At 58.2% G+C, this 26,281-nt stretch carries 23 protein-coding genes; 22 read left to right on the plus strand and 1 reads right to left on the minus strand.

Annotation, left to right across the window (positions count from 1 at the left end; all coding sequences use genetic code 11):
* Window positions 1–126: 126 nt before the first annotated feature.
* The 22 genes from ML541_RS10785 (at window position 127) to ML541_RS10895 (ending at window position 24,523) form a co-directional block, all read left to right on the plus strand.
* Window positions 127–2,838 carry a PAS domain S-box protein gene (locus tag ML541_RS10785; protein WP_243372859.1) on the plus strand — a complete coding sequence of 904 codons (2,712 nt, stop codon included), beginning with the start codon at window positions 127–129 and terminating at the stop codon, window positions 2,836–2,838.
* A gap of 13 nt (window positions 2,839–2,851) precedes the next feature.
* Window positions 2,852–4,276, plus strand: a complete 1,425-nt coding sequence (locus ML541_RS10790; protein ID WP_243372860.1) for a sigma-54 dependent transcriptional regulator — start codon at window positions 2,852–2,854, stop codon at window positions 4,274–4,276.
* A gap of 241 nt (window positions 4,277–4,517) precedes the next feature.
* Entirely contained in the window at window positions 4,518–4,865 is a 348-nt protein-coding gene (locus tag ML541_RS10795) for a hypothetical protein (RefSeq protein ID WP_243372861.1), read from the plus strand.
* Window positions 4,862–6,952 carry a chemotaxis protein CheW gene (locus tag ML541_RS10800; RefSeq protein ID WP_243372862.1) on the plus strand — a complete coding sequence of 697 codons (2,091 nt, stop codon included), beginning with the start codon at window positions 4,862–4,864 and terminating at the stop codon, window positions 6,950–6,952. Before ML541_RS10795 ends, ML541_RS10800 begins: the two co-directional genes overlap by 4 nt.
* Window positions 6,942–7,502: a chemotaxis protein CheW gene (locus tag ML541_RS10805; protein WP_243372863.1), complete on the plus strand. Its 561-nt coding sequence runs from the start codon at window positions 6,942–6,944 to the stop codon at window positions 7,500–7,502. Before ML541_RS10800 ends, ML541_RS10805 begins: the two co-directional genes overlap by 11 nt.
* Window positions 7,481–9,199, plus strand: coding sequence for a methyl-accepting chemotaxis protein (locus ML541_RS18900; protein ID WP_279342449.1), 1,719 nt, complete (start codon window positions 7,481–7,483; stop codon window positions 9,197–9,199). Before ML541_RS10805 ends, ML541_RS18900 begins: the two co-directional genes overlap by 22 nt.
* Window positions 9,200–9,215: 16 nt before the next feature.
* Window positions 9,216–10,103 carry a CheR family methyltransferase gene (locus ML541_RS10820; RefSeq protein ID WP_243372864.1) on the plus strand — a complete coding sequence of 296 codons (888 nt, stop codon included), beginning with the start codon at window positions 9,216–9,218 and terminating at the stop codon, window positions 10,101–10,103.
* A 7-nt stretch (window positions 10,104–10,110) separates the two neighbouring features.
* Window positions 10,111–11,199, plus strand: a complete 1,089-nt coding sequence (locus ML541_RS10825) for a chemotaxis response regulator protein-glutamate methylesterase (protein WP_243372865.1) — start codon at window positions 10,111–10,113, stop codon at window positions 11,197–11,199.
* 689 nt (window positions 11,200–11,888) lie between these two features.
* On the plus strand, window positions 11,889–13,127 hold the full coding sequence (locus ML541_RS10830) for a CoA transferase (RefSeq protein ID WP_243372866.1): 1,239 nt from the start codon (window positions 11,889–11,891) through the stop codon (window positions 13,125–13,127).
* The gene (locus tag ML541_RS10835) at window positions 13,111–14,340 is read left to right on the plus strand and encodes a CoA transferase (RefSeq protein WP_243372867.1); all 1,230 of its coding nucleotides are present in this window, start codon (window positions 13,111–13,113) and stop codon (window positions 14,338–14,340) included. Before ML541_RS10830 ends, ML541_RS10835 begins: the two co-directional genes overlap by 17 nt.
* Before the next feature lie 105 nt (window positions 14,341–14,445).
* The gene (locus ML541_RS10840) at window positions 14,446–15,678 is read left to right on the plus strand and encodes an acyl-CoA dehydrogenase (protein WP_243372868.1); all 1,233 of its coding nucleotides are present in this window, start codon (window positions 14,446–14,448) and stop codon (window positions 15,676–15,678) included.
* 172 nt (window positions 15,679–15,850) lie between these two features.
* Entirely contained in the window at window positions 15,851–16,621 is a 771-nt protein-coding gene (locus tag ML541_RS10845; RefSeq protein ID WP_243372869.1) for an enoyl-CoA hydratase-related protein, read from the plus strand.
* Window positions 16,622–16,645: 24 nt separating this feature from the next.
* Window positions 16,646–17,401: an electron transfer flavoprotein subunit beta/FixA family protein gene (locus ML541_RS10850; protein ID WP_243372870.1), complete on the plus strand. Its 756-nt coding sequence runs from the start codon at window positions 16,646–16,648 to the stop codon at window positions 17,399–17,401.
* Window positions 17,398–18,285 (plus strand): electron transfer flavoprotein subunit alpha/FixB family protein, encoded by an 888-nt coding sequence (locus ML541_RS10855; protein ID WP_243372871.1) that lies wholly within the window; start codon window positions 17,398–17,400, stop codon window positions 18,283–18,285. Before ML541_RS10850 ends, ML541_RS10855 begins: the two co-directional genes overlap by 4 nt.
* A 1-nt stretch (window position 18,286) precedes the next feature.
* On the plus strand, window positions 18,287–20,254 hold the full coding sequence (locus tag ML541_RS10860; protein ID WP_243372872.1) for a heterodisulfide reductase-related iron-sulfur binding cluster: 1,968 nt from the start codon (window positions 18,287–18,289) through the stop codon (window positions 20,252–20,254).
* Between the two features lie 54 nt (window positions 20,255–20,308).
* Window positions 20,309–20,749 carry an OB-fold domain-containing protein gene (locus ML541_RS10865; RefSeq protein WP_243372875.1) on the plus strand — a complete coding sequence of 147 codons (441 nt, stop codon included), beginning with the start codon at window positions 20,309–20,311 and terminating at the stop codon, window positions 20,747–20,749.
* 27 nt (window positions 20,750–20,776) lie between these two features.
* Window positions 20,777–21,949, plus strand: coding sequence for a thiolase family protein (locus ML541_RS10870; RefSeq protein WP_243372876.1), 1,173 nt, complete (start codon window positions 20,777–20,779; stop codon window positions 21,947–21,949).
* 47 nt (window positions 21,950–21,996) lie between these two features.
* Window positions 21,997–22,743: an SDR family NAD(P)-dependent oxidoreductase gene (locus ML541_RS10875; RefSeq protein WP_243372878.1), complete on the plus strand. Its 747-nt coding sequence runs from the start codon at window positions 21,997–21,999 to the stop codon at window positions 22,741–22,743.
* Between the two features lie 25 nt (window positions 22,744–22,768).
* Window positions 22,769–23,518 carry an SDR family NAD(P)-dependent oxidoreductase gene (locus ML541_RS10880; protein ID WP_243372879.1) on the plus strand — a complete coding sequence of 250 codons (750 nt, stop codon included), beginning with the start codon at window positions 22,769–22,771 and terminating at the stop codon, window positions 23,516–23,518.
* Between the two features lie 132 nt (window positions 23,519–23,650).
* Window positions 23,651–23,794, plus strand: coding sequence for a hypothetical protein (locus ML541_RS10885; protein ID WP_243372880.1), 144 nt, complete (start codon window positions 23,651–23,653; stop codon window positions 23,792–23,794).
* 19 nt (window positions 23,795–23,813) lie between these two features.
* The gene (locus tag ML541_RS10890; RefSeq protein ID WP_243372881.1) at window positions 23,814–24,239 is read left to right on the plus strand and encodes a cyclic nucleotide-binding domain-containing protein; all 426 of its coding nucleotides are present in this window, start codon (window positions 23,814–23,816) and stop codon (window positions 24,237–24,239) included.
* A 50-nt stretch (window positions 24,240–24,289) separates the two neighbouring features.
* Window positions 24,290–24,523: a hypothetical protein gene (locus ML541_RS10895; RefSeq protein ID WP_243372882.1), complete on the plus strand. Its 234-nt coding sequence runs from the start codon at window positions 24,290–24,292 to the stop codon at window positions 24,521–24,523.
* Window positions 24,524–24,790: 267 nt separating this feature from the next.
* Here the strand turns inward: ML541_RS10895 and ML541_RS10900 are convergent, their stop codons facing one another.
* Window positions 24,791–26,275: an FAD-dependent oxidoreductase gene (locus tag ML541_RS10900; RefSeq protein WP_243372883.1), complete on the minus strand. Its 1,485-nt coding sequence runs from the start codon at window positions 26,273–26,275 to the stop codon at window positions 24,791–24,793.
* Between the last annotated feature and the right edge of the window lie 6 nt (window positions 26,276–26,281).

Genomic DNA, 26,281 nt, shown 5'->3' on the forward strand with positions numbered 1-26,281 from the left:
ACCATAGGCTTCTCCGAAGGGGAAAGGTGGCTGCAGGAGAAACCCGGACAGGTCTTGTCCACGGCAAAATAATCCTATACAGTTAGCCGGACCGTTTGCCTAAGTATGGAAGGAGAGGAGAACTCGTTGTCGAGCACCAAGCACCGGGGAAAAGCTCATATCAGAATCAGCCTTAGAACGAAAATAGCACTGACAACTTCGGCTTTCGTCGTGCTGTTCATGTCCTTCGGTGCTTGTTCCAGCCTCTTCTACTTCGACCGCCACCAAAAGATCTTCATCTACGGACAGCAGGCTTCCCTTGCCTCGTCAATGGCCGATGAGATTGACGGCAAGATTGCAACCTTCCAGGCAGAAGTGACGGCGGTCGCGAAACGTGTGACGCCCGAGCTCCTGAGGGACAGGGAGAAAGCCCAGCAGTTCCTGGATGAAAAAAACGATTCCCGGCTCATGTTCGACAACGGCTTCTACCTCTTCCTGGCCAACGGCAAGATTCTCGCCGGCGCCCCCATGGAACCGGGGCTGGAGGTAGCGAATTACTCCTTTCGCGAATACTTCAAAAGAACCATGCAGACCGGCAAGTCGTATATTTCCGATCCCTATTTCACCTCAAAGAAGCACCACCATCCGGTAGTCATGTTCACTGCGCCGGTGTTGGACCGGCACGGCAAGGTGCTGGCATTCATCGGGGGAAGTATCGACCTGATGAAAGATAACTTTCTTGGTAAGGTGGCCAGTGCCAAGATCGGTAAGAACGGCTATTTCTGCATCGTCAGCAGGCAAAGACTGCTCATCCTCCATCCCTATCGGGAGAGAATCCTCAGGGATGTCGTGCCGGCGGGGAGCAACCGCCTGCTGGACCGTGCCTTCGCCGGCTCCGAAGAGACAGGGGAAACGGTAACTTCCCTGGGCGTGCCTATGGTGAGCTCGTTCAGACACCTGAAGACCACCGGCTGGGTACTTTCTGCCAACTCCCCCCAGTCTGAGGCATATGCACCCATTGACCAGACACAGCGTTTCATGCTGCTTGCCGTTCCGATCGTGGCGGGACTTTCCATTGTCACCGTCTGGTATATGCTGGGCATGCTCACTGCTCCCTTGCGTCACCTCACGGCCCAGGTGAGAACCATGGCAACGGCTGACGAACAGAAACCTATTGCCTTGGATACCGGTGACGAGATAGGTGCCCTGGCAGGGGCCTTCAACCGGCTGGTGGTCGAACTGAACAAGAAGAGGAAAACGGTGCAGGAACAACTCCGCTTCCTGCAAACCCTGATGGATACCATTCCGGCGCCGGTTTTTTACAAGGACATGGCCGGCCGCTACCTGGGGTGCAACACCGCTTTTATGGAACTGATCGGGGTGACCCGCGACCGGATGATAGGTAAGACGGTCCATGATTTGGCGCCCAAAGCATTGGCGGAGATCTATGACTCCCACGACCTGGAGCTGGCAGAACGGCAGGGGGTGCAGGTCTACGAGTCCCAGGTCCGCTGTGCCGATGGTGGGTATCGTCACGTCATTTTTTACAAGGCGTTATTCACCAGCATTGACGAGGTGCCGGAGGGGCTGGTGGGGGTCATGCTCGATATTACCGACCGCAAGTGCGTGGAAGAAAAGGTCCGAGAGATGGAGGAGCGCTTCCATCAGCTCTTTTCCCAGAACTGGGATGCCATTCTCCTTTTGTCGCCGGAGTCGTTCCGCATTCTCGATGCCAATCCGGCGGCAGGCGTTCTTTTCGACTGCGACAGAAATGATTTGATCTTCCAAGAGCTGTCTTCCCTTATGGACGAAGCCGATACGGCCAGGCTGGCTGCGCTCGTTGCCGGATCTGCAGATGCGGAGAGTGTTCAGCTGGACAAGGCTGCGGTCAGGGGGAAACAGGGTATCAGCCTCACCGTTTCTGTCCGCTGTAAAAAGATAACCATCGGCAGCAACGAAATTCTCTACTGCTCCTTTCGGGACATCGGGGAAAGAATGCGGCTGCAAAAGGAGATGAAGGAGACCCAGGCGAAGCTGATCCATGCCAACAGAATGACGGCTCTGGGGGTTCTGACGGCGGGGGTCGCCCACGAAATCAACAATCCGAACAGCTACATTTCGGCCAATGCGGCTCTGCTGGCGGAGACCTGGAGCGACGCAATGCCGGTCCTGCGCCGCCATGTGGAGGAGCATGGGGAAATATGCCTGGGTGGATTACCTTTTAGCGAGATGGAGCAGGTGATCCCGCGCCTCTGTTCCGGTCTCACCGAAGGCTCACGCCGCATCGCCGACATCATCGACAATCTGAAGGGGTTCTACCGGGATGAGAAAGGGGCGCAGGCTGCGGCCTTCGACCTGAATAAGGCTATTAGCGATGGCGTGTCCATCCTCAGCCACCACATCCACAGGCACACCAACAACTTTTCCCTCGCCCTCGGCCAGTGTCTCCCTCCCGCCCGGGGAAGGTCCCAGCAGATAGAACAGGTGGTGATCAATCTGGTGATGAACGCCCTGCAGGCTCTTCGCGACAAATCCGGAGCCGTTTCAGTAGCCTCCGCCTTTGTCGAGCAATCGGGGTGCGTGAGCATTACGGTGAAGGACGAAGGGCGGGGGATGTCGCCGGAGGTACTGGAGCGGCTTACCGAACCCTTCTTCTCCACCAGGCTCGACGAGGGGGGGACCGGCCTCGGTCTTTCCATTACCGACACCATCATCAAGGAGCATGGAGGGTCGCTGCTGTTCAAGTCCGTTCCCGGCGAGGGAACGACTGCAACCTTGTACCTGCCTACCGCACCGGGTGCGGGACCGGCATCGGCTGCGGCTGCAGACCGTGCGCCGACGGTGGAATACCCGATTTGACAGAGAGGATACCATGACCAGCCCCGGAAAATTTCCCATTCTCCTCATCGATGACGAGGAGGAGATACTCTTCATCTACCGTATCATGCTCAGGGGGGCCGGCTTCAGCGAAGTCACGACCCTGAGCGACAGCCGCAAGGTCATTCCCCTGCTGCAGGAGAGGAGCGTCGCTCTCATGCTGCTCGATCTTTATATGCCCCATCTCGGGGGATTCGAGCTCCTTAAAGAGATCAAGGACCGTTTTCCCCAGATCCCTGTCATTATCATGAGTGCGGCCAACCAGATCGAGCTGGCGGTGGAGTGCATGAAGTTGGGAGCCTTGGATTATTTCGTTAAACCGGCAGAGAAGAGCCGGCTTCTGGGGAGTGTCAGCCGGGCTCTAGAACTCCACTCCCTGCGGAACGAGGTTTCCCTGCTGACCAGGCATTTCTTCTCAGACCACCTGGATAATGAAGAGGTTTTTGCCCCCATCGTCACGCGCAACCCTGCCATGAGACGCATCTTTCGTTACACAGAGGCAGTGGCGGCGAGCGATCAGCCGGTGCTTGTCACCGGGGAGACCGGCGTCGGCAAAGAGATGATTGTTCGTGCCCTCCACGAATCGGGGAAAGTGGGTGGCCCCTTCATGGCGGTCAACATTGCTGGTCTGGATGACCATGCTTTTTCCGATACCCTCTTCGGCCACACCAGGGGCGCATTTACCGGGGCGGACCAGCCCCGGGAAGGGCTCATTGCAAAGGCGGCTGGGGGGACCCTCTTCCTCGACGAGATCGGTGACCTGCAGCCCACATCCCAGATCAAGCTGCTGCGCCTTTTACAGGAACGGGAGTATTACCCGCTCGGTTCGGACACCTGCAAGAAGAGCGATGCCCGGATCGTCGTCGCCACCAACCGCGACCTGAAACAGAGGGTGGAAGATAGTGCTTTCCGCAGCGATCTCTATTATAGGCTGCAGACCCATAAGATCCAGCTGCCGCCACTGCGCGAGCGGCTGGAGGACATTCCCCTGCTGGTCAATCGCTTTCTCGATGAGGCTGCTGCGGCCATGGGCAAGGCAAGACCGACTCCCCCGGGCGAACTGGCCGGCTACCTGTCAGCTTACGATTTTCCGGGCAACATCCGCGAGCTGAAAGCGCTCGTTTTCGATGCGGTTGCCAATCATCAGCAGGGGGTGCTTTCCCTGAAAAGCTTCAAGGAAGCGATCGGCACCGACCGTAGCCGTCGCGGTCCCGATCCCATCGCCTCCTTAAGGCAGTGCACCGGCATGGCCGGGGGGCAGATGCCGACCCTCAGGGAGGCGGAAGAAGCGCTCATCGCCCATGCCTTGAAAGCCGCCGGCGGCAATCAGGGCATAGCCGCTTCACACCTGGGCATCAGCAGGCAGGCCCTGAACAAGCGTCTGAGCAGGCGGGGCGAAAATCCGCCGGACAGAGCATAGATACGCCGCAAGCTTCAGGTAAACCCTGCGACAAAAGTTGCAATGTGAACCTTTGTCTCCTTTCTTCCAGTCCCGTAGCGGGTGCCATCTGGGAGGCTTCTGCACCTAATAACTGCAATAATTGTCGCACCCCCCTTCCTCCCTTCCTTTGCCTAACTACCCAATTTAACAAGTAAAAATTAGTATCCGTTTTTGGCATCCCCCCTGCACTACCAGGCTCACAACCAAGCAGGAGGTTTCCATGACCCTACCCCCACAGAAACCACGGTCACTTGTGCTGGATGGCGATTGGTCGGTGGCAGGCGTAGCCCGCCAGCTGCCGCTGATCATGGCCTATCTGGCCGGGCTGAGAACGGAGCTTTCAAGCGATGGCGGTGTTGCAGCCGGCAGACTAGCCATCGTCCTCGAAGGAGTGGAGACGCTGGATGCTTGCGGCTGTCAGCTCCTGGCCCTCCTGGCCTGCCAGGTGCTCAATATGGGGTGGGAGCCGTCCATTGTCGCCGTACCGGCCAACCTGCAGGAGATCATCGATACCTTTGGGTTCAGTCATTATTTCCGGAGCGGCAGCTCGGGAGGGAGCGACCGATGAGCAGCCGGGGAGGCTCCATGGATTTGGCCCGCTTCAGTCAGACCTTCTTCGAGGAATGCAGTGAGCACCTGGCGGACATCGAGCGTATCCTTCTCGGCCTGGATGTACACCGGCCCGATGGGGAGGAGCTCAATGCCCTCTTCCGTTCGGCACACACCATTAAGGGAAGTGCCGGAATCTTCGGCTTCGACGACATGACGGTGGTAACCCATCTGCTCGAATCGCTGCTCGATCGGATTCGGGGGGGAGAGCTGCTGTTGTCCCCGGCAATGATCGACCTTTTTTTGCAGGCGAAGGATACCATCGCCATGCAGCTGGGATGGCACCGGGACGGGAAACCGGTCAACCAGCAGGCTGTGGAAGAGGTCTGCAGCAGCTTGCAACAATTGGCAGAGCAGGACCTTTCGTCTTCCCCGGCGCTTGGGGCTTCTTCCGATGGGGAGAACTCGGCTGCCGGTCGGGCCGGGATCTATGAAATAGATTTTGTGCCGGACCTCGATCTCTTCTTGCGGGGAGCCCGCATGGATTATCTCTTCGACGAGCTGGCCCAGCTGGGGACGTTCACGGCGCAAGCAGAGGTGGCAGAGTTACCTGCCATCGAGGAATTTGATCCCGAAGAGTGTCATACCCGTTGGCGGCTGCAGTTATTGGCTTCCTGCATGGAGCGGGAGATCCGTGATGTCTTCGAATTTGTTGCCGATGAGGGGCAGCTGCAGGTGAGAAAGCTGGACAGCACCGACGGCAGCAAATTTACGGCGCTGCCTGTGGTACCACCCCTGCAGCCGGCAGGAGAGGCTCTGCCATTCGGCAGAAGAGCCTATGACCGGAATGAGGCAGCTCCCGGGGCGTTCGGTCGCCGGGGAAGTGAAACGGAATCGTCCATCCGTGTCGGTGTGGCCAAGGTTGACCAGCTGATCAACCAGGTGGGGGAGCTGGTCATCACCCAGGCCATGCTGCGCCAGATGGGGGATGCTCTCGATCCGGTCCATTTCGAGAACCTGCATCGGGGGTTGCAGCAGCTGGAGCGAAACACCAGGGACCTGCAGCAGAGCGTCATGTCCATCAGGCTGGTCCCCATCAGCATCGTCTTCAACCGTTTTCCACGGCTGGTGCGGGAACTGGCGGCCAAGCTGGGCAAACAGGTCGAGCTAAAGCTGGTGGGGGAGACTACGGAGCTGGATAAGGGGCTGGTGGAAAAAATCGCCGACCCACTTACTCACCTGGTGCGCAATGCCCTGGATCACGCCCTGGAAGTGCCGGAAATACGTACTGCTGCCGGCAAAGCACCCACCGGCACCGTCACGCTGCAGGCTTCCCAGGCGGGGGGGAGGGTTGTCATCGACGTCATCGATGACGGCGCCGGCCTCAACCGGGAGAAGATCCTGCTGAAAGCGGCGGAGCGTGGCATAGCCGCTGTCGATACCATGACCGACGACGAGGTGTGGCAGCTCATCTTTGCTCCCGGGTTTTCCACAGCTGAAGCGGTGACCGATATCTCCGGGCGGGGGGTCGGTATGGATGTGGTGCAGAAGAATGTCCAGAGCTTGGGGGGGCGAGTTGCCATCAAGTCCGAGCGGGGCAGGGGGACCACCGTCACCATCAGCCTGCCTCTCACCCTGGCCATTCTCGATGGGCTCAGCGTCGGCGTCGGTGAAGAGCGGCTGATCGTGCCGATCAATGCCATTATCGAATCGTTTCAGCCCACGGACGACAATCTACGAACGGTCAACAGCAGGGAGGTGGTCCATGTGCGGGGAGAATACATCCCGATTCTGCACCTGCATCGCATCTTCAACCTTAACGGCGCAGTAACCGACCCCCGGAAGGGCATCCTCATGGTCATCGAGGTGGAGGGGGAAAAGGGGGCAATTTTGGTGGACAGCCTGCAGGATGAGCTCCAGATAGTCATCAAGAGCATGGAGGACAACTATCGTAAGGTGGAAGGAACTTCCGGCGCGACGATTCTTGGGGACGGGCGAGTGGCCCTGATCCTTGATGTGGGAGCGCTGATGCAGCAGGCAAAGATGGGGCGGGTGACGACCGGCGTCGGCCCGGATCGAAAGGAGGCGAGGGTTTATGCAGGATGAAAAAGGGGCAACCCGGAGCGGGGAGGGCGAAGAATACCTCACCTTTACCCTGGGCAGCGAAGAGTACGGCATGGATATCCTCAAGGTTCAGGAGATTCGCGGTTACGATGCGGTGACGCATATCGCCAATTCTCCCGAATTCCTCAAGGGGGTCATCAATCTGCGCGGCGTCATAGTTCCCATTGTCGATATGCGCATCAAATTCAACCTGGGAAGCGCCGTTTACAACGACTTTACCGTCGTCATCATCATCAATCTCTCTGGACGGGTGGTCGGCATGGTCGTGGACGGGGTATCCGACGTCCTCAGTCTTACCCCGGAACAGGTGAAGGCGGCACCAGAATTCAGTTCCGGGCTCGATACCAGATACATTACCGGACTCGGCACGGTCAACGGCCAGATGCTGATCCTGGTGGACATCGAACGCCTGATGTCCAGTTCGGAGATGCAGTTGATGGATAACTGCGCCGAAGATACGCACACGTCGGCACTGCCGATGGACAATAAATCTGCCCAAGGAGAACAGCTATGCAATGGTTCTACAATCTGAAGATCGGCACGAAACTGCTGTCAAGCTTCATCATCCTGGCAGCCATCGCTGGTGTCATCGGCGCGATCGGCATTGCCAATATCCATAAGGCGGACGACAACGGCCAGACGCTCTATGAAAATGTTACCGTTCCCATCGCCCACCTGGGGGAGATATCCACCGGATTCCAGCGGGTGCGGGTCAACCTGGCTAAGATCCTGCTGGTGCACGACCGGGCCGAAAAGCAGAAATACAGCGAGCAGATCAAGGAGTTGAGCGAGGAGATCACCAAGAAAGTGGAACTGGCAGAAAAGGCATTTACCGGCACGGAAGAGAAGACGTTGCTGAAAGATTTCAGCGACAGCCGCACCGTCTTTCGGCCGCTCATCGGCAGGATAGCCGATCTTTCCATGGCGGGGAGGGACGCAGAAGCGCTTGCCCTATATAACGGCGAGGCGACACAGGCGGCAATGGCCGAGCAAAGCGCGATGAACAAGCTGGTGGAGTTCAAGGTCAAGGAAGCGAAGGCGACCTCTCAGCAGAATTCTGCCATGGCCAAGGGCGCGATCAGCTTTACCCTGGTCCTGGCGGTGGTCGGCGTTATTCTGGCTATCGGCTTCGGCCTGTTCATTACCCGCATCATCACCGCACCTCTGCAGGAGGCGGTGCGCACGGCGCAACTGGTGGCCGGGGGAGACCTGACCTGCAAGGTGGAGCCGAAATTTAGCGATGAAACCGGGCAACTCCTTTCGGCCCTGAAGGAGATGAACGGCAGTCTGGTGGATATTGTCCGGGACGTGCGCAACGGGGCCGATTCCATTGCCACGGCAACCGAGCAGATCTCCGCCGGCAATGCCGACCTCTCCCAGCGTACAGAAGAACAGGCGTCGGCACTGGAAGAGACGGCATCGAGCATGGAGGAGCTGACCTCAACCGTCAAGCAGAATGCGGATAATGCCCAGCAGGCGAACCAGTTGGCCATCAGTGCTTCCTCGGTGGCGGTCAAGGGGGGCGAAGTCATTACCCGGGTCGTAGACACCATGGGTTCCATCTCCGACAGCTCCCGTAAGATTTCCGACATCATCGGCGTCATCGACGGTATCGCCTTCCAGACCAACATTCTGGCCCTCAACGCCGCCGTAGAGGCGGCCCGTGCCGGTGAGCAGGGGCGTGGTTTCGCCGTGGTCGCCGCCGAGGTGCGCAGCCTCGCCCAGCGCAGCGCCGCTGCTGCAAAGGAGATCAAGGCCCTCATCGAAGATTCGGTGAGCAAGGTGGAGGACGGGAGCAGGCTGGTGGAAGAGGCGGGGCACACAACCCAGGAGATCGTTACCAGCATCAAGCGGGTTACCGATATTATGGCGGAAATATCCGCTGCTTCCCTGGAGCAGTCGAGCGGAATCGAGCAGGTCAATACCGCCATTACCCAGATGGATGATGTGACCCAGCAGAACGCCGCCTTGGTGGAGCAGGCCGCGGCTGCGGCAGAGTCCCTGGAAGAGCAGGCAGGGCAGTTGGTGGAGATGGTCAGCCGCTTCAAACTGGACGAAACCCTGCAATCGCGAAAGATCGCCATGGAGAAAAAGGTGCGCAGGATCGATGCCCTCCAGGGCAAACCAGCGGCAGCAAAGGCGAAGCCGGTCACGGCTCCGGCAAGACTGGCCAAGGCGGAAGGGCATGACTGCCCAGCGTCGGAGGCCGACGACTGGAAAGAATTTTAATCGCGGGATGGGAACAATGGAAATGACCGGGATGGCGGCTGCAGCGTCCGGCAAGGCGCCGGCAGCAGAAAGTTGGGGGGATGACAGAGAAATGATGATCTCTCCCCTCACGGAGGAGGAGTTCGAGAGCATTCGCGGCCTCATCCACCGCATCGCCGGCATTTCCCTTTCCCCCAACAAGAAAGACCTGGTTTACAGCCGTCTGGCCCGCCGCCTGCGCGCCCGGCGGCTAGTTTCATTTACCGATTATATTGGCATTCTGGAGGGGGGTGACCGCAATGAACGGGAAGCCTTTATCAACGCCCTGACGACGAACATGACTTCGTTTTTTCGCGAGGCCCACCACTTTCCCATCCTTGCCCGGCACCTGGAAAGCGTCAGGGAAAAACGGGCAATCGCCTTTTGGACCTGTGCCTCTTCCACGGGAGAAGAACCCTATTCCCTGGCCATCACCGCCGTCGAACAATTCAACAGTTTCAACGCCCCGGTGCGCATCTTTGCCACGGATATAGACACCAGCGTGCTGGAAAGGGCGCGGCGGGGAATCTACTCCCTTGAACAACTGCAGATGCTGGCGCCGGAACGACTGAAACGCTTCTTCCTGCGTGGTGGAGGGGAAAATGCGGGCTTTGCCAAGGTGAAGCCGGAATTACAGGAGATGATCTCCTTTCGGCAGCTCAATCTCTTGAATGATGACTGGGGGATTCGCGAGCGATACGATGCCATTTTTTGCCGCAACGTCTTGATCTATTTTGACAAGGCAACCCAGCAACGGGTCCTGAAAAAACTGGCCCGTTACCTTAAACCGGATGGGCTGTTATTTGTCGGTCACTCGGAAAGCCTGCAGCATGACGGCGAACTGTTCCGCCTTTGCGGGAAAACCGTCTATGCCTTGAGGAGCTGAATCCGCCATGCCCATCAAGGTTCTTGTCATAGACGACTCGGCACTGATGCGCAGCCTGCTTTCCGATATCGTCAACCGGCAGCCGGACATGATGGCGGTTGGGACGGCTCCCGATCCGATCGTGGCACGGGAGAAGATCAAGGCGCTCAACCCGGACGTGTTGACGCTGGATGTGGAGATGCCGCGCATGGACGGGCTGGTTTTCCTGGAAAAACTGATGCACCTGCGACCGATGCCGGTGATTATGGTCTCGTCCCTGACTGAGCGCCATTCGTCAGTGACCCTTCAGGCGCTGGAGCTGGGGGCCTTCGACTTTGTCACCAAGCCTAAGCTCGATATCTGTAACAGCCTTGAGGAGTATGCCGACGAACTCGCCGGCAAGATCCGCGGCGCTGCCAGGTGCCGACTGCGTCGGCCAGCGGGGGGGACGGTCTGCCGGACCGTTGAGCCGAAGAACTCCGCCGACGTGGTTCTTTCAGTGGGGCATGGCCGCTTTGCCACCACGGAAAAGGTCGTTGCCATTGGTTCCTCCACCGGGGGGACCGAGGCGCTCAAGACCTTCCTCACGGCCATGCCTGCCGATTGCCCCGGCACGCTCATCACTCAGCACATGCCGGAAACCTTCACCAGAACCTTTGCCAAGCGGCTTGACAGTCTTTGCCGGATCACGGTCAAAGAGGCGGAAGGGGGCGAGCGGGTGCTGCCGGGACATGCCTACATCGCTCCTGGCAACCGCCATCTGCTCCTCAAAAGGAGCGGCGCCAATTATGTCACCGAACTGTCCGACGGACCTCCCGTCTGCCGCCACCGCCCATCGGTGGATGTGTTGTTCCGGTCTGTGGCCAACTGCGCCGGCAGCAACGCCATCGGCATCATCATGACCGGCATGGGGGACGATGGCGCTGCCGGCATGCGGGAGATGCATGACAACGGCGCTTTCACCCTCGCCCAGGATGAGGAGAGCTGCGTCGTCTTCGGCATGCCCAAAGAAGCGATCGCCAGGGGAGGAGTGGACCGGGTGGCGCCGCTCCATGAGCTTGCCGGCCAGCTTTTTGACTGGCTTGCCTCCCAAGGGCGCCGCCATTTCAGGGTTTGAGCGAACATGCCAAAAGATGCAAGGAGCTGATTCACATGGGCAAGAAGGTAATGATCATCGACTGCCCCTCATTCCCCGATGCATCACTACCCTCCTGCTGAGAACTAACCGCCCGGGACACTGAGGTGCAAGCTGCGGCAAGGATTGCGTACGAAGACATACCGCAAATATTTATTATTTTCGTAAAACTTGCAACGCAGCAGCAAAATTTAGAAAATAATGAAATTTTCCTCGTCTCCGTCGGATTGATTTTGTTTCCTGGCCATAAACCTTTGCTGACCATCTCTTTGATCCAAAAAATTTGAAATTCTCGGGACATAACCGGTCGCTCCTGCATAGACTCATACTCATTCATCCATGGTCTTGCCCCTGCCTCCACACACGCAAACAAACATAATTTTATAAATCTGCACTTCCTAACCACCTATATATCCACGATAATTTTATTTTAACCTCCCCACAATTTCTCCCAATCAACCATAAATCTCTCCATCTGAAAATATTGTTTGGCATAGTGCATGCTAAATAGATGATATCCTGATTTTGTTAAACGATAGACAAATGCTGTTGTTGAGGTCTGTATCACAATCAAAAAAAAGATTGTGCATGACCAAAAGCCTCACCCACAAAACACGATAATGTCATTGTCATACATTAAGCTGTGATTGCAAAGCGAATGGAGAAAACAAGTGAGTAAAACCGGTTCATTATCTAGCTTGCACATATTGGATTTCACCGGAGAGCTTGGACCTTATGCAACGAAATTGTTTGCAGGTCTTGGTGCAGATGTAATCCATATTGAGCCTATTACCGGAGATCCTTTGCGTTTCATCGGGCCTTTCTATCAAAACCGACCTGGAAAAGAGAGAAGCTTGCAGTTCATTTACTACAATGCCGGCAAAAGAGGAATGGTTATCGATCTTAATAAGGAAAAAGGGAGAGAAGTTTTTGTTGATTTATGCAAGGGAGCAGATCTCCTGTTTGAGAGTTTTACTCCTGGTTACCTGGATGGTCTTGGTCTTTCCTATGATGTCCTGAGTGCGGCCAATCCCAAGTTGGTACAGACTTCGATCACCCCGTTCGGTGCCTTCGGCCCGTACAGCACCTATCCCGGGTCAGACCTGACCTGTTCTGCCCTGGGCGGTTTCCTGTACCTTGCCGGCATTGATAACGAAAAACCGGTCCGGGCCTGTGACAACCAATCCTATCGCATGGCCGAGGTCTATGCGGCAGTCGGCAGCTCCATTGCCGCGCTGTTCGCCCAGCGGACCGGGGTTGGCCAGTTCGTCGATGTCTCCTGCATGGAGGCGGTGGGGATGGCGCTGGAGACAGCGGCGCAATGCTGGGACCTGGAAGGGGTGCTGAGGCGGGGGCGCGGCCGGGAAGCGGGGTCTGCCACCATTCATCCCTGCAAGGACGGCTTTATTGCCCTCGTTGCCATCATGGGCAGGAACAAGGTGATGTGGGAGCCGTTCGTCGAGTGGATGAAGGATGAAGGTGTGGACGGATGGGAAGCCTTTGACAGCGATAGCTGGATCAACGCGTCGTACCGGGAGTCCAGGGAAGGGTACGATCTCTTCTGCCGCATCTTCGAGCGGTTCACCATGAAGCACACCAAGCAGTACCTCTATGATGCCGGCCAGGCCCACCGGGTTGCCGTCAGCCCGGTCAGTAGCGGTAAGGACCTTTTGGAAAACCCCCAGCTGAACTATCACGATTTCTGGCAGCGGCTGAATCATGAACCGGTGGGCGGCGAGGTGGTCTGTCCCGGTGCTCCCTACGAATTCGGGAATCTTGAGTGGCACCTGGGGGATTTTGCTCCCACCTTTGGCCAGCACACCGCCCAGGTGCTTGGCGAATGCGGCTACAGCCGCACTGAAATCGAAGCGCTCCACAAGGAGGGGGTGGTCCATGTTGCCGAACCTTAGAAAAGCCCTTGAAGGGATCGTGGTCTGTGACTTTTCCTGGGTGGGGGCGGGCCCCATCGCCACCAACGTCCTCGGCCAGTGCGGGGCCGAGGTGATCAAAATCGAGAGCAGGAACCGGCCGGACCTGCTGCGGACCGGCGGCCCGTTCAAGGACGGGATTAACGAGGGGCTGGAGCGAAGCGGCTACTTTGCCAACCGCAATCCCAATAAAAAAGGGATCGCGCTGGACATGAGCCACCCCAAGGCGCGGGCGGTGGCGGTTCGCCTGATCAAAAAGAGCGACATCGTCATCAACAACTTTCGCGTAGGGCAGATGGAGAAGTGGGGGCTTGGCTGGGAGGATGTGCAGAAGATCAACCCGCGGATCATCTACGTCACCATGAGCCTGCAGGGGGAGACGGGGCCGCAAAAAAGCTACATGGGCTTCGGGGTCAACCTGAACGCCCTGTGCGGCCTGACCGCCCAAGCCTGTTTCCCCGGCGAACGCCCCTTCGGGACCGGCACCAACTACACCGACCACGTCATGGCTCCCAGCCACACCCTCTTCGGCATCATGGCCGCCCTGCTGGAACGGGAACAAACCGGCAAGGGGCAGACCGTGGCTGTCTCCCAGCTGAAATCCGCCATCAGCATGGCCCCCATGAGCGCCATGGCCTATGCGGCCAATGGGGAGACGCTGGGGCCGGCGGGGTTCGGCGATCAGAATGCGGCGCCCCACGGACTGTACACAACTCTCGGTTACCGGAAATGGATCGCCATTGCAGTCTTCGGTGAGGACGAATGGCGGGCGCTCAAGAAAGTGATGGGCAACCCCGCCTGGGCCGAGGACGGGAAGTTCGGCTCATTGCAGGAGCGCAAGGCACACGAGCAGGAACTGAACGACCATGTGGAGGCATGGACCAGAGGGCAGCACGCCGACCAGCTCATGAACGAACTGCTGCGGCACGGCGTCAAAACCGGGGTGGTCAACGACGCGCGGGGTGCCATCGAGGACGGGCACTTACGGGAGCGGGAGTTCTGGTCTTACCTTGACCATCCGGTTATGGGGCGCACCCTCTACAACCGGGCTCCGATCCGCCTTTCCAAGACGCCGCTCCGGTTGGAAACGGCGGCTCCGCTACTGGGGCAGCATACCAGGGATGTGCTGAAAGGGATGCTCGACTATACGGACGCAGAGATCGCGACGCTCACCGAGGAAAAGGTGCTCGTGTAGCGGCGAAATGAATGGGTGACGGCTGGCGCTAGGGCACAGTCGCTTCGTCGGCGCGGCAGCCGTCACGGATTGAGGTTCGTACTACTAACACCAGGAGAAGAATGAATGGATTTCAGCATACCTGAAGAATACATGATGCTTAAAGAAGCGATGCGGGAGTTCGTCAAGCGCGAACTGATGCCGCTGGAAAAGACGCTCCTGGAGCGGGAGCTGTCCCTCTGGACCCAGTCCGGCCACCTTATCCCAGACGAGGATCACAAGCGGCTCATGCAGAAAGCGAAGGAGTTGGGCTTCTGGGGCCTTGAAGTGGATGAGGAGTTCGGCGGCCAGGGGCTGGGCATGCTGGCCAAGACCCTGGTGGTGGAGGAGCTGTCGAAGAGCCTAGTTGGCTTCTCAAACCACGGCTTCACGCTGCCTCCGGACGCCCCCAACCTGTACTACCTGCACGAGTGCTGCGGCCCCCGGCAGCGGGAAAAGTACTTCGTACCCTACTGCAACGGCGACGTGGATTCCGCCATGGCTTGTACCGAGCCGGGTGCCGGCTCGGACGTGAGCGGTCTCAAGACCAAAGCGGTAAAAAAGGGTGACAAATGGGTCATCAATGGCACCAAGACCTTCATCAGCAAGTGCGACTATGACAACGTCTTCTTCATAGTCATTGCGGTCACCGACCCAACAGCCGCAACCAAGGACAGGTTCACGGCGTTTCTCATTGATCGGGGACATCCTGGGGTGCGGATCGGTAAGGAGATCCCGGTAATCGGCCCCATGCCCACCTGGGACCTGATTCTGGAGGATGTGGAAGTGGATGACGACGCCATTCTCGGCGAGGTGGGCAAAGCGTTCATTCCGCTGCAGAACCGGTTCGGTGTGCGACGGATCGAGCTGGCCTCCAGTTGCACCGGAATGGCAGAGCGGCTCATTCAGATGATGATCGATCAGGCCAACACCCGCATCACCTTCGGCCAGCCCCTGGCAGACCGGGGAACCATTCAGAACTGGATCGCCGACTCCACCATGGAGCTGGAACAGGTGCGCTGGATGCTCTACTACGCGGCCTGGAAGTCGGACCAGGGGCACAAGGACCTGCGGATCGAGGGGGCGAGTGTCAAGGTGGCGGCCACCGAGATGCTGACCAGGGTGGCTGACCGCGCGATTCAGATCCATGGCGGTGTTGGAGTTTCCCATGAACTGGGGATCGAATACGTGGCCAGGCATGTGCGGCTGTGGCGGATTGTGGAAGGACCTTCGGAGGTCCACCGGTGGCTGATCGCCCGGCAGCTGTTGAAGGAGAAGAAGCCGTACAACCCGTTCATCGTTGCCAGCGATGAAGCTTAATTTAACCTCTCCTGTCCTCCCCTTATCTAAGGGGAGGGACGCCATGGTGCCACCGTTGGAGGTTCCTCCGATGTGGCCACAATTTTCCCCCTCTTAAGATAAGAGGGGGTAGGGGGAGTTACGAACCGATGCTCAGCAGTTATAAAACTATACGCCATACCAGGAGGATGCAATGGGAGTTGATTTCGTAACCGAGGGGAATGTCGCCTATATCACCTTAAATCGGCCGGACGCCATGAATGCGCTGGATCCCGAAGGGCTGGTGCGGCTGGCGGAGGTCTGGGGGGAGGTGAAGACAAACCCCGACATCCGGGTGGCGGTGCTGACCGGGGCAGGGGAGAAAGCTTTCTGCACCGGCACGGACATGAAAAAGGCGAAGGTGCCGGACGAATGCATGGCTGCCCTCTACTACAGGGAGGGACAGCCGATCATCCCCCACATGAAGATGTGGAAGCCGATCATCGCCTGCATCAACGGCTACGCCATTGGTGGGGGGCTGGAGATGGCCCTGGCGTGTGACCTCCGGATCTGCAGCACCACGGCCAAGTTTGGTCTGACCGAGACCAAGGTGGCGAGCCTTGCCGGTCTGAACGGGACCCAGTGCCTGCCCAGAGCCGTTCCCCAGGCGGTTGCCATGAAAATGCTCCTGACCGGTGAAATGATCGATGCCGCCGAGGCGCACCGGGTGGGACTGGTCAGCGATGTGGCCGAGCCGGACCAGTTGATGGCGCTGGCCAGGAAATATGCGGAAAAGATCGCCGGCAATGCCCCCTTGAGCGTCATGGCCGCCAAGCAGGCGGCGGTAATGGGGCTGGACATGCCGCTCCCCCATGCCATCGACTTCTCGTACCTGTTGTGGGGAATCCTCCGGGATACGGAAGACCGCAAGGAGGGCTTCACCGCCTTTGCCGAAAAGAGAGCGCCCCAGTACCGGGGAAGATAATCCCCAACTGAAAGTGAGGAACCTATGCACATAGTGGTCTTGGCAAAAGTTGTCCCCGATTACGAAGTCCCGTCGGCGGACTTCGAGCTGGTGGAGAACAGGGCCCATCCCCGTTATACCCGCATGATCGGCTTATACGATGAAAATGCCGTCGAACTTGGGGTGCAGCTCAAGGAGAAGCTTGGGGCGGACCTGACCATCGTCTCCTATGGCCTGAGCGACGACGTGCAGTTCCTCAGAAAAGCGCTGGCTATGGGTGCGGACAAGGTGGTCCTGGTGGAGGGAAATTCGGACGATCCCTACGTCATCGCCGCCAACTTGAAGGATGCCATCGGCCGGCAGGGAAACGTGGACCTGGTCTTGGCGGGCCGCCAGTCCTCGGATATGGACCGTGGGGTTGTGCCGGGGGTGCTGGCAGGCATGCTCGACCTCCCCTTTGTCCCCCAGGCCTGCAGCGTGGAAAGCGCGGAGGGGGGGTGGAAGATCGCCCAGATAACCGAAATCGGCAAGCGGCTCTTGAAGCTCTCCGGCAAGGGGGTGCTCTCCATCACCAGCGTCCCGGAGAATGTTCCCCGAATTCCGGCGGTAAAGGCGATTTTTGCGGCCAAGAAGAAGCCGGTGGAAAAGCTGGCCGAGATCGGGGCTCGGAAGATGAGCATCTCCGAACTGTCGGTGAGCATCCCCAAAGTGGAATCCAACTGCGAACAGATACCGGCCGAGGATATGGACGATGCTGTCCGCCAGCTTCTGAGAAGGCTCAAGGAGGAGCGGTACCTATGAAAACGCTGATCATCGAAACGGCCAATGCAAAGATTCTCGGGGAACTGGTAAGCGCAGCAAGGATCTTCGGCCCGACCCCCGATGTGGTCGTGCTGGGAGCAGGCGAGCTTCCGGGGAGCTACGGCAAGGCCTATCGGCTGCCCGACACCCTGGGGGCGAACCTGGGAACGGGGCTTGCCGACCTCATCAAAAACGAGGGATACGAACTGATTCTCCTCAGCGCCACGGCCATCGGCAGCGGCCTGGCCGGTCCCCTGGCGGTCAGCCTGGGGGCGCCGATCCTTTCCGAGGTCACCGCCATCACGCCGGATCTCACCATCGAGCGGTCACTCTACGGGTCCAAGGCGGTTGCCCGCTACAAGGTGGAGTCAGGGCCCCTGGTCCTGACCGTCAAGCGCAAATACTTCGAGGCGGCAGTTCTGGAAGGCACGACACCGACCGTCGATCTGCCTGCCGGGCCGCAGAGGGTAGCCCTTCTGGAAGAGATCGAAGAGGAGCGCCAGGGGGTTCCCCTAGAAGACGCAGAGGTGATCGTCACCGGCGGCAGGGGAATCGGCAGCGGCGACAACTTCGTCATCCTGAGCGACATGGCGGGACTTTTGAAGGGGGCGGTCGGTGCCTCCCGGGGAGCCGTGGACGAGGGGTGGATGCCCCCCGGTGCCCAGATCGGCCAGACCGGTAAAATCGTTGCGCCCAACGTCTATTTCGCCGTCGGAGTATCAGGCGCCAGCCAGCACTTGGCAGGGATCCCCAATGCCAAATGCGTTGTCGCCATCAACAAGGACAATGAGGCAAATATCTTTAAAAGGGCCAGGTTCGGCATCGTCGGAGACTACAAAAAGGCCGTGCCCGCCCTGATTAACGCCCTCAAGGAGAGTGCCTGACATGGAACGGGTACCCTACTGGAATATCAGCTTCGGCCTTCTGATAGACATCCTCTCCCTGCCGGCCCTGGCCATCTTCGGGTATGGCATTTACCGCCACTGGCTGCGCATACGGCAGGGCAAGGCCAACATCAAGCTGGGGCTGACCCTGGAGGCGTTGAAGGTGGGACCGCTGTATCTGCGCTCCTTCATCACCCGGGGCATTGTGGGGACCCGCATCTATAAAAAGCTGTTCACCGGCGTGGCCCACGGCCTCCTGTTCTGGGGGATGATCGTGTTGACCGTGGGGACCGTGCTGGTATTTGCCAATGTGCTCTTCGGCATCCCCGTGTTCAGGGGGGAGTTCAATCGTCTCTGTATGGGCGCTTTCCTCGACGTCGCCGGGCTGGCTGCCCTGGCCGGGGTGCTGTTTCTGCTCATCCGGCGGCTCTTCCCGCCGGAGCGGTTGACCTGCTTCAAGGCCAATACCGGCTTCATCCTCATGGAGGTGGGGATCATCGCCATCATCGTCACCGGCTTCTTCATCGAAGGAGCGCGGATCGCCCAGAATGGCGCCGATCCCGGCTCGTTCGTGGGGAACTGGCTGGCGGCGCAGCTGACAGGCGGCGGAGGGCTCTCCACAATCCACCGGTACCTCTGGTGGAGCCACGGTCTCATCGCCCTCGCCCTGATCGCCTACATCCCGTACTCCCCCCTGGTCCATCTGGTACTGGCCCCGGCCAATGCGGGGCTCGACATCCCGGTTCCCGGCCCCAAGATGGGGGTCGTGGATTTCGAGGCCTTCGAAGGGGAGGGGGAGGAGGAGACACCGAGCCTTGGGGTGAGCAAACTGGCCGATTTCAGCCGCAAGAACCTGCTGGACATCTCCACCTGCCTGAAATGCGGCCGCTGTCACGAGGTCTGCCCTGCGGCCCAGACCGGCAAAAAGCTCTCTCCCAAGGGGGTCATGACCACCCTTGCCGAATACCTGCAGCAGGGAAAGATGGACGACGAGTCGCTCCTTGACACCATAACCACCGATGCTATTTACAGCTGCACCACCTGCGCGGCATGCATGGAGGCGTGCCCGGTGGCGGTGAACCAGCCAAATGCCATCCTCAGGATGCGGCAGCACCTGCTCATGGAGCGCTCTGAGATGCCTGAGATCATGGGGCAGGCGAACCGAAGCCTGGAAGCTCGCCATCACCCCTTCATCGGCACCGGCTTCGGCCCCAACGACTGGCGCAAGGGGCTGGAAGTCCCGATCTTTGAAAAGGGAAAGACGGAGTATCTCCTCTGGATAGGCTGCTCGATTGCCTACGAGGAGCGGGCCCAGCATGTTGGCCGGGCCATGGTCGCCATCCTCAAGAATGCCGGCGTTTCCTTCGGCATCCTGGAGGAGAACCGCTGCACCGGCGATCCGGCCAAGCAGATGGGGAACGAGTTCCTTTTCACCGAGATTGCCGGCCAGAATATCGAGGAGTTCAACGAGCTGGGGGTGACCAAGGTCATCACCATGTGCCCCCACTGTTTCAACAGCTTTACCCGCCATTATCCGCTCCTGGGGGCCAAGTTCGAGGTCATTCCCCACGCGGTCCTCATACGGAACCTGATAGCCTCAGGGGCCATATGGCTTAAGAACAGCGGACTGGCTATCTGCTACCACGACCCCTGCTACCTGGGGAGACACAACCGGCTGTTCTCGGAACCGCGCCAGGTGGTCTCATCCATCGGTAAGCTCGTTGAGATGCCGCGAAACGGGTGCGAAAGCTTCTGCTGCGGCGCCGGTGGCGGCAATTACTGGACCGAGGAAGAGGGAACCCGGATCAATCAGACCCGGGCCAAGGAGGCGCTGGATACCGGCGCCAAGACCATCGCCACCGCCTGTCCCTTCTGTATGCTGATGTTGACCGACGGCCTGAAGAAGTTCACGGAGGAACAGCTGGTGAAGGATATCGCCGAGTTGGTGTGCAGTCAGATGGAAGCGTGACAAAGATCATTTTTTTCATAAAAGAGTGCTTGAAACAACGACAGGAGGAGCGTCATGGCTCAGGAAGAAACCCAGAAAAAGAAGACCAAGGAAAAGGAACCGGATATCACCTTTTTCCATCCGGATATACTGGAAGTGCCAGAGAACGGCGGCCTTCCCTATTTGAAAGGGTATCGTTGCAAGAAGTGCGGCCAGCTGGATTTTAAAACCGAGATGTGCACCAGCTGCTGGGGCCAGGACTTCGAAATAGTCCCCCTTTCCCGCAGGGGCAAGGTCTACAGTTTTTCGGACATCTATATCGGCCAACAGGGGCTGGCAACCCCCTACATCTTCGCCTATGTGGATCTCCCCGAAAACCTGCGGGTGTTCGCCCAACTGGAGGGGGAGGTCAACACCTATCGCTGCGACGAAGAGGTGGAACTGACCCTGGGGCCGATCAGGATGAACAACGATAACCTGCCGATCATCAGCTACAAGTTTAAAAAAATCGCCTAGATATGGAGAGAAACAGGAGATTGTCATATGAAATTACAGCGTGAAGTTTACATCGCAGGGGTGGGAGAAACGAAATTCGGGAAGCATAACGTCGATTTCGATGTCCTGGGAAGGGAAGCTGCCCTGCAGGCGATGAACGGGTCGAATATCAACAGGCCGGACATGATCCAGAGCGCCTATGTGGGAAACGGCATGAATGACATGACGACAGGCCAGGCTGTTTTCAGGGGGCTGGGGATGTGCGGGCCCAATCTGCCGATAATCAATGTGCAGAGCGCCTGCTCAGCCGGGGCCATGGCGGTGTACTGCGCCATCAAGGATGTGGCCACGGGGCTAACCGATCTTTCCATTGGTGTCGGCTGCGAGAACCACACCATGCATAGGCAGAGCGGAGCCGCCTTCAGTGCGGCCAGGTCGGACATCGAAACCATGCACGGGGCGGTGATGACCGGCAAGTATGCCATGAGGGCCACCCGGTACATGCATGAGACCGGCGCCACCATCGAGGATCTGGCGATGATCACGGTGAAGAACCGCAAGCACGCCACCCACAACCCCAATGCTTGGTTCAAGGGGGCGATCACGGTGGAGGAAGTCGTCAATTCCCGCATGGTCGCCTATCCCATGACCCTGCAGCAATGTTGCGGTATTGCCGATGGTGCAGCCGCGGTGGTGGTCGGCTCCAAGGCGATGATGAAAAAGCTGGGGATTGCCAAGCCGGTCAAGGTGGCAGGTGTGGTGGTGGAATCTGGGCCGTACCATAACCGGCCGCGGGATATTACCGGTGACGATATCACTGAGACGACCTCGGAAAAGCTTTACGAGGAATCGGGGATAGGCCCGAAAGAGGTCAATATTCTCGAGTTGCACGATGCCTTTACCATTGCCGAGCTTCTCTATTACGAGTGCATGGGGCTCTGCAAAAAGGGGGATGGGCTCAAGTTCCTGAGGGACGGCCAGTCCACCTATGGCGGTCAGTGCGTGGTGAGCCCCCGGGGCGGGTTGCTCTCCTACGGCCACCCCATCGGCGCCTCCGGGGCGGCCCAGATAGCCCAGAACGTGAAACAGCTGCGCGGCGAGTGCGGCGGCCATCAGGTTGGCCCCACCCCCAAGGTCGCCATGTCCCACGTCACCGGCGGCGGTCTTTCCGGTACCGAACATGCGGCCTGCACCATGCACATGCTGGTCAAGGGTTGGTAGGGGCAGGTTCGGATCATTTATCTCAGCAACGGTAAGGAGATGCAGTCATGAAAGACAGAACAGCACTGATAGTGGGAGCGGCAAACGATATCGGCGGGGCGATCAGCGTCAAATTCGCCGGGCGCGGCGCACGGCTGGTACTGATCGATTCGGATCAGCAGAAACTGGAGAAGGTATTTGCCAAAGTGGCAGCGGCAGGCGCCAAAGCTGAGTGCATTGCGGTAGACTGGGCGAATTCCGCAGCGGTCACTTCTGCCGTGGATACCATTGTCAAGAAATACGGCGCACTGGACATCCTGGTCAACGCTATCGACCAGAGGGACGGTGTACCGATCACTGAAGGCACCGTCGAGACCTGGGAGCGCTCTCTGAAAGAAAACATCACCCCGCTGGTCTCCTTCTCCCTGAATGTGATCCCGGTGATGAGGAACCAGAAGTATGGCCGGATCGTGAATATCGGCAGCTTGGAGTATCTGGGGACGCCGAAACAGGCCAACTACAGCGCCGCCAAATCAGCCATCTTCGGGTTGACCCGCTCCTTTGCCCTTGAGTTGGCCAAGGACGGTATTACCGTAAACCAGATCCTGAAGGGGGACGTCAAGACGGCAGAATGCCCTCTTTCCCCTGAAGAAGAGGAGAAGGGTGCGGCCCAGTTGCCGGTGCAGCGCCTGGGCAAGCCGGAGGACATTGCCTATGCGGCGGCGTATCTTGCCTCGGGGCTGAGCGGCTATGTCACGGGACAGAACCTTATCGTCTGCGGCGGCAAGAGCATCTATTCGTCAATGTCCGCCTAGGCGGTAGAGATAGAGGAGGAATATTATGGCAGGTTTACAGGGCAAGGTGGCATTGATAACCGGCTCGGCAAGCGGTATGGGGAAGAAGACGGCCCAGCGACTCGCCGAGAGGGGAGCAAAGATCGTCATCAACGACATTGTTTCAGAAAAAGTCGATCAGACGGTTCAGGAATTTTCGGCGCAAGGGTTTGAGGTGATGGGTGTGGTTGCCGACATTTGCAAAACCTCCGCCGTTCAGGAGATGGTGAAGAGCGCAGTGGAGAGGTTCGGCTCCCTGGATATACTCGTCAACAATGCGGGGATGGAAAGGGCCGGCGCACTGAGAAACCTCAGCGAACAGGACTGGGATCTGACGGTAAACGTCAACCTCAAGGGGGCCTTTCTCTGCAGCCAGGCGGTGCATGGCCACATGATCGAAAAAGGAGGGGGACGGATCGTCAATATCGCCTCCAGGGCATGGCTGGGAGGTGCGGGACAGGCACCCTACTCGTCGGCCAAGGCCGGCCTGGTGGGGCTTACCAGGACCCTTGCGCTGGAATTGGGGCGCAAGGGGGTAACCGTCAACTGTATTGCCCCCGGCCTCATCCATACCCCCATGTGGGACGAGCTGCCGGAAAAGAACCGGAACGGCTTTCTTGCCAAGCAGCCCATGGGCAAAATCGGCGAAGATGAAGACATTGCCAATGCGGTCCTTTTTTTCCTGGATGACGAGGCCTCGTTCATCACCGGCCAGGTCTTCTATGTCTGTGGCGGGAGAAGCCTGTTCGCAGGGTAGTAGGTAAGAAACAGGTGCTGTCGACTGCGGTATTTTGCATGGATACAAAATTGGGGCTCATAGACCCTTGGGGAAAAGGAGTCGGCAGCACCAGTCACCGTAACCTCGGGGGTGGGAAAGGAAGGTTGGGACATGAAGAAAGAAACTAGTGACCAGTTGAAATACACGAGCAATGATGAACTTTACCCTACGGAAATCACCTTTCCTGGTGGTTTGAAGATTCGCCTGGGATGTTCGGAAGATGGTCAGGCTTACCTGAAGGTAGAGCCTGCCTGAGATCAAAGGAGGAACAGCCATGATTTCACCAGAACTCTTGCGGCCTTATCGCTTCTTCGCCTCGCTGACGGAGGAACAAGTCAAGGACATCGCCGCCATCGGCGAAGAAAAAACCTTTCCCTCCGGTAGCATTATTTTCAAGGAAAATACCAATGCCGACAACCTGATGCTCCTGCTGGAAGGGGGCGTGGAGCTGTTCTACAGCGGCGGAGGGGCAGGATGTGCTGCTAATGCCCCGGTTTGCTCCATCGTTCCCGGGGCGATCTTCGGTGTTTCGTCACTGATAAAGCCTTACCAATACACTGCCTCTGCTCGGGCAACCAAACCGGTCAAGGTAGTGGATATCAATGGGGCGCGGCTGCGTGAAATGTCGGAAAAGAACCAAGCCCTGGGGCAGGTGCTGATGAACAACGTCGCGGCAGCGGTACTCGCCCGCCTGCACTGATGATGAAAATTGACGCCATGCTGAAAAAAAGCATATTGAGAGGATTCGGTATGACAACGAAAACTGCTGAATATGAAGCACTGGTCAAGGAAAAAGCTTTGTCACTGCAAACGAATGCCGGTGATTGTATAGCACACGGAAATGAGGGAGCCTGTCCTTGTTGTGGGCATCTGGGAATCTTCGACATGAAAGGTTCAGGTCTTACCGCAGGGTCCATTTATTTCAGCACCGCCGTCAACAAATGGCGCTGCATGGCATGCGAGATTGTTCAACTTGGTTATTGAGTAGTGCCAGAGGGGACGAAGATGCAATGCCCGGTATGCGCTGATAGTAGGCGTGTGGAAATAAACCTGAAGTCAGATGGATATACCCCATACATGTTCGAGTGCGGCAGCTGTGGAGCGCTCTGGGTGTTGGCGGGTACAGCCACACTGGCCGTTACAGAACAGTGCAAGAAGATGGAGGAGATCCCTTTGTGAAGAAGGGTATCGGTGCGGCCCTTTCCGGATGCGGCATCCCGAGGTTCGCCTTCACCTACAATGTGGCAATGATCATCTGAAAGATCGCCTGAACCCGCCGGTAGCGTGCCGCAGGGCCGCACCGGCCCCGGCTATCCTGCCGAAGGCGAGGGCTTCAGCAATATTCCCCCCACCCTGATAGATCAGGCCCCACATGGACCCAAGCTCGCCGGCGCTGTAAAGCCCTGGAATGGGTTCGCCAAAGGGATCGGTTACCTCCGCCTTTTCATTGCGTTTTGGCCCTCCTTGCGTGTTGAGCAGGCAGGGATAGATTTCCAGGGCATGGAACGGTCCGGTTTCGATCAAGGCGGTGAGAGGGGCATGGGGCAGTTCCCTGTCGTAAAGGGAATCGCGTCCGGCGCGAACACTCCTATTCCACAGCTCGACGGTATGCTGCAGTGTCTTTGCATCCACTCCGATTTTTCCAGCCAGTCCGGACAAAGTTTCATCCCTGATGATCCAGCCGTTCATGATCTCCACGCTGTTGTCCTTGCTCCACGTATGTTGTACCCCTGCATAGCCCAGGCCCGCTGTTCGTGATACCGGACCACGCTTGCGGGTAGCTTCATCGAAGAGCAGATAAGAGGGGATGCGTGGATAGGTCAGGGATTGGCTGTCGAAGAAGTCGACGGACAGCAGGCCTGCATGCCGCTCGATCGCCCCTTCGTTGACAAACCGCTTGCCGGACCTGTCGACGAGGATCTGTCCTGCTGCTCCGATAGCTATCAGCAGGGCAGATTCAAACTGGGGCACTTTGATGCCGAATGCGCAGGATACGCCATTCATATGCCATAACCCGGCTCCCACCTTCTGGGCCAGCCGGACGCCATCGCCCCGATTGCCCTGGTGCCCCAGAGTATAGAGCGGACTGCCCTTTGCATGGTTTCGCAGCATTTCGGCATCGGAACCATAGCCGCCGGTCGTCAAAACAACCCCGTCCCGGGCACGGATCAGCAACTTCTTATCCCGGATGCTGGCCATGATGCCGGTAACTGCGCCATCAGGGCCGGTCAACAACCTTTCTGCAGGAGCCTGGGTCAGAACGGGGATGCCTCTGGCTTCTACTGCCCCGGAGAGCAGCAGCCACAGATTCTGCGCAAAGGCAGTTGCACCCTTGTGCGGACCTTTGATCACATATCTCTTGATCGCCTCTGCGCCAGGGATGTCCGGATAACTGGCCCCGCCGTAGGTCAGCACCTCAACACCCTCTTGCAAATTTTTCAGCCACGCAATTGTCTTGCTTGATTCTTCAACAAAGGCCCGGATCAACCCATCATCTTTCTCAGAATGTGAATACTCATAGAGAGCCGAAATGTAGCTGACCGCCTTGTCGGTCTCCCCGGGGGAGGCAAATCCCCCGAATGAGACCAGGGTATTGCCACCACCCCGGGAGGTACTCTCCAGAATCAGTACCTCGGCTCCCGCGTCATGGGCGGCTATGGCAGCCGCTGCGCCGGCACCGCCATAGCCGATGACAACCACATCAAAGGTTTTGTCCCAACTGGCTGACGGATTCATACCGAT

Source organism: Geotalea sp. SG265, assembly GCF_022808985.1.
Taxonomy (GTDB): Bacteria; Desulfobacterota; Desulfuromonadia; order Geobacterales; family Geobacteraceae; genus Geotalea.

What these genes read in the sequence shown, in the direction of transcription:
- ML541_RS10790 (WP_243372860.1), top strand. Translation starts at nt 2,852, where the DNA reads ATGACCAGCCCCGGAAAATTTCCCATTCTCCTCATCGATGACGAGGAG.
- ML541_RS10795 (WP_243372861.1), top strand. Translation starts at nt 4,518, where the DNA reads ATGACCCTACCCCCACAGAAACCACGGTCACTTGTGCTGGATGGCGAT.
- ML541_RS10800 (WP_243372862.1), top strand. Translation starts at nt 4,862, where the DNA reads ATGAGCAGCCGGGGAGGCTCCATGGATTTGGCCCGCTTCAGTCAGACC.
- ML541_RS10805 (WP_243372863.1), top strand. Translation starts at nt 6,942, where the DNA reads ATGCAGGATGAAAAAGGGGCAACCCGGAGCGGGGAGGGCGAAGAATAC.
- ML541_RS18900 (WP_279342449.1), top strand. Translation starts at nt 7,481, where the DNA reads ATGCAATGGTTCTACAATCTGAAGATCGGCACGAAACTGCTGTCAAGC.
- ML541_RS10820 (WP_243372864.1), top strand. Translation starts at nt 9,216, where the DNA reads ATGGAAATGACCGGGATGGCGGCTGCAGCGTCCGGCAAGGCGCCGGCA.
- ML541_RS10825 (WP_243372865.1), top strand. Translation starts at nt 10,111, where the DNA reads ATGCCCATCAAGGTTCTTGTCATAGACGACTCGGCACTGATGCGCAGC.
- ML541_RS10835 (WP_243372867.1), top strand. Translation starts at nt 13,111, where the DNA reads ATGTTGCCGAACCTTAGAAAAGCCCTTGAAGGGATCGTGGTCTGTGAC.
- ML541_RS10840 (WP_243372868.1), top strand. Translation starts at nt 14,446, where the DNA reads ATGGATTTCAGCATACCTGAAGAATACATGATGCTTAAAGAAGCGATG.
- ML541_RS10845 (WP_243372869.1), top strand. Translation starts at nt 15,851, where the DNA reads ATGGGAGTTGATTTCGTAACCGAGGGGAATGTCGCCTATATCACCTTA.
- ML541_RS10850 (WP_243372870.1), top strand. Translation starts at nt 16,646, where the DNA reads ATGCACATAGTGGTCTTGGCAAAAGTTGTCCCCGATTACGAAGTCCCG.
- ML541_RS10855 (WP_243372871.1), top strand. Translation starts at nt 17,398, where the DNA reads ATGAAAACGCTGATCATCGAAACGGCCAATGCAAAGATTCTCGGGGAA.
- ML541_RS10860 (WP_243372872.1), top strand. Translation starts at nt 18,287, where the DNA reads ATGGAACGGGTACCCTACTGGAATATCAGCTTCGGCCTTCTGATAGAC.
- ML541_RS10865 (WP_243372875.1), top strand. Translation starts at nt 20,309, where the DNA reads ATGGCTCAGGAAGAAACCCAGAAAAAGAAGACCAAGGAAAAGGAACCG.
- ML541_RS10870 (WP_243372876.1), top strand. Translation starts at nt 20,777, where the DNA reads ATGAAATTACAGCGTGAAGTTTACATCGCAGGGGTGGGAGAAACGAAA.
- ML541_RS10875 (WP_243372878.1), top strand. Translation starts at nt 21,997, where the DNA reads ATGAAAGACAGAACAGCACTGATAGTGGGAGCGGCAAACGATATCGGC.
- ML541_RS10880 (WP_243372879.1), top strand. Translation starts at nt 22,769, where the DNA reads ATGGCAGGTTTACAGGGCAAGGTGGCATTGATAACCGGCTCGGCAAGC.
- ML541_RS10885 (WP_243372880.1), top strand. Translation starts at nt 23,651, where the DNA reads ATGAAGAAAGAAACTAGTGACCAGTTGAAATACACGAGCAATGATGAA.
- ML541_RS10890 (WP_243372881.1), top strand. Translation starts at nt 23,814, where the DNA reads ATGATTTCACCAGAACTCTTGCGGCCTTATCGCTTCTTCGCCTCGCTG.
- ML541_RS10895 (WP_243372882.1), top strand. Translation starts at nt 24,290, where the DNA reads ATGACAACGAAAACTGCTGAATATGAAGCACTGGTCAAGGAAAAAGCT.
- ML541_RS10900 (WP_243372883.1), bottom strand. Translation starts at nt 26,275, where the DNA reads ATGAATCCGTCAGCCAGTTGGGACAAAACCTTTGATGTGGTTGTCATC.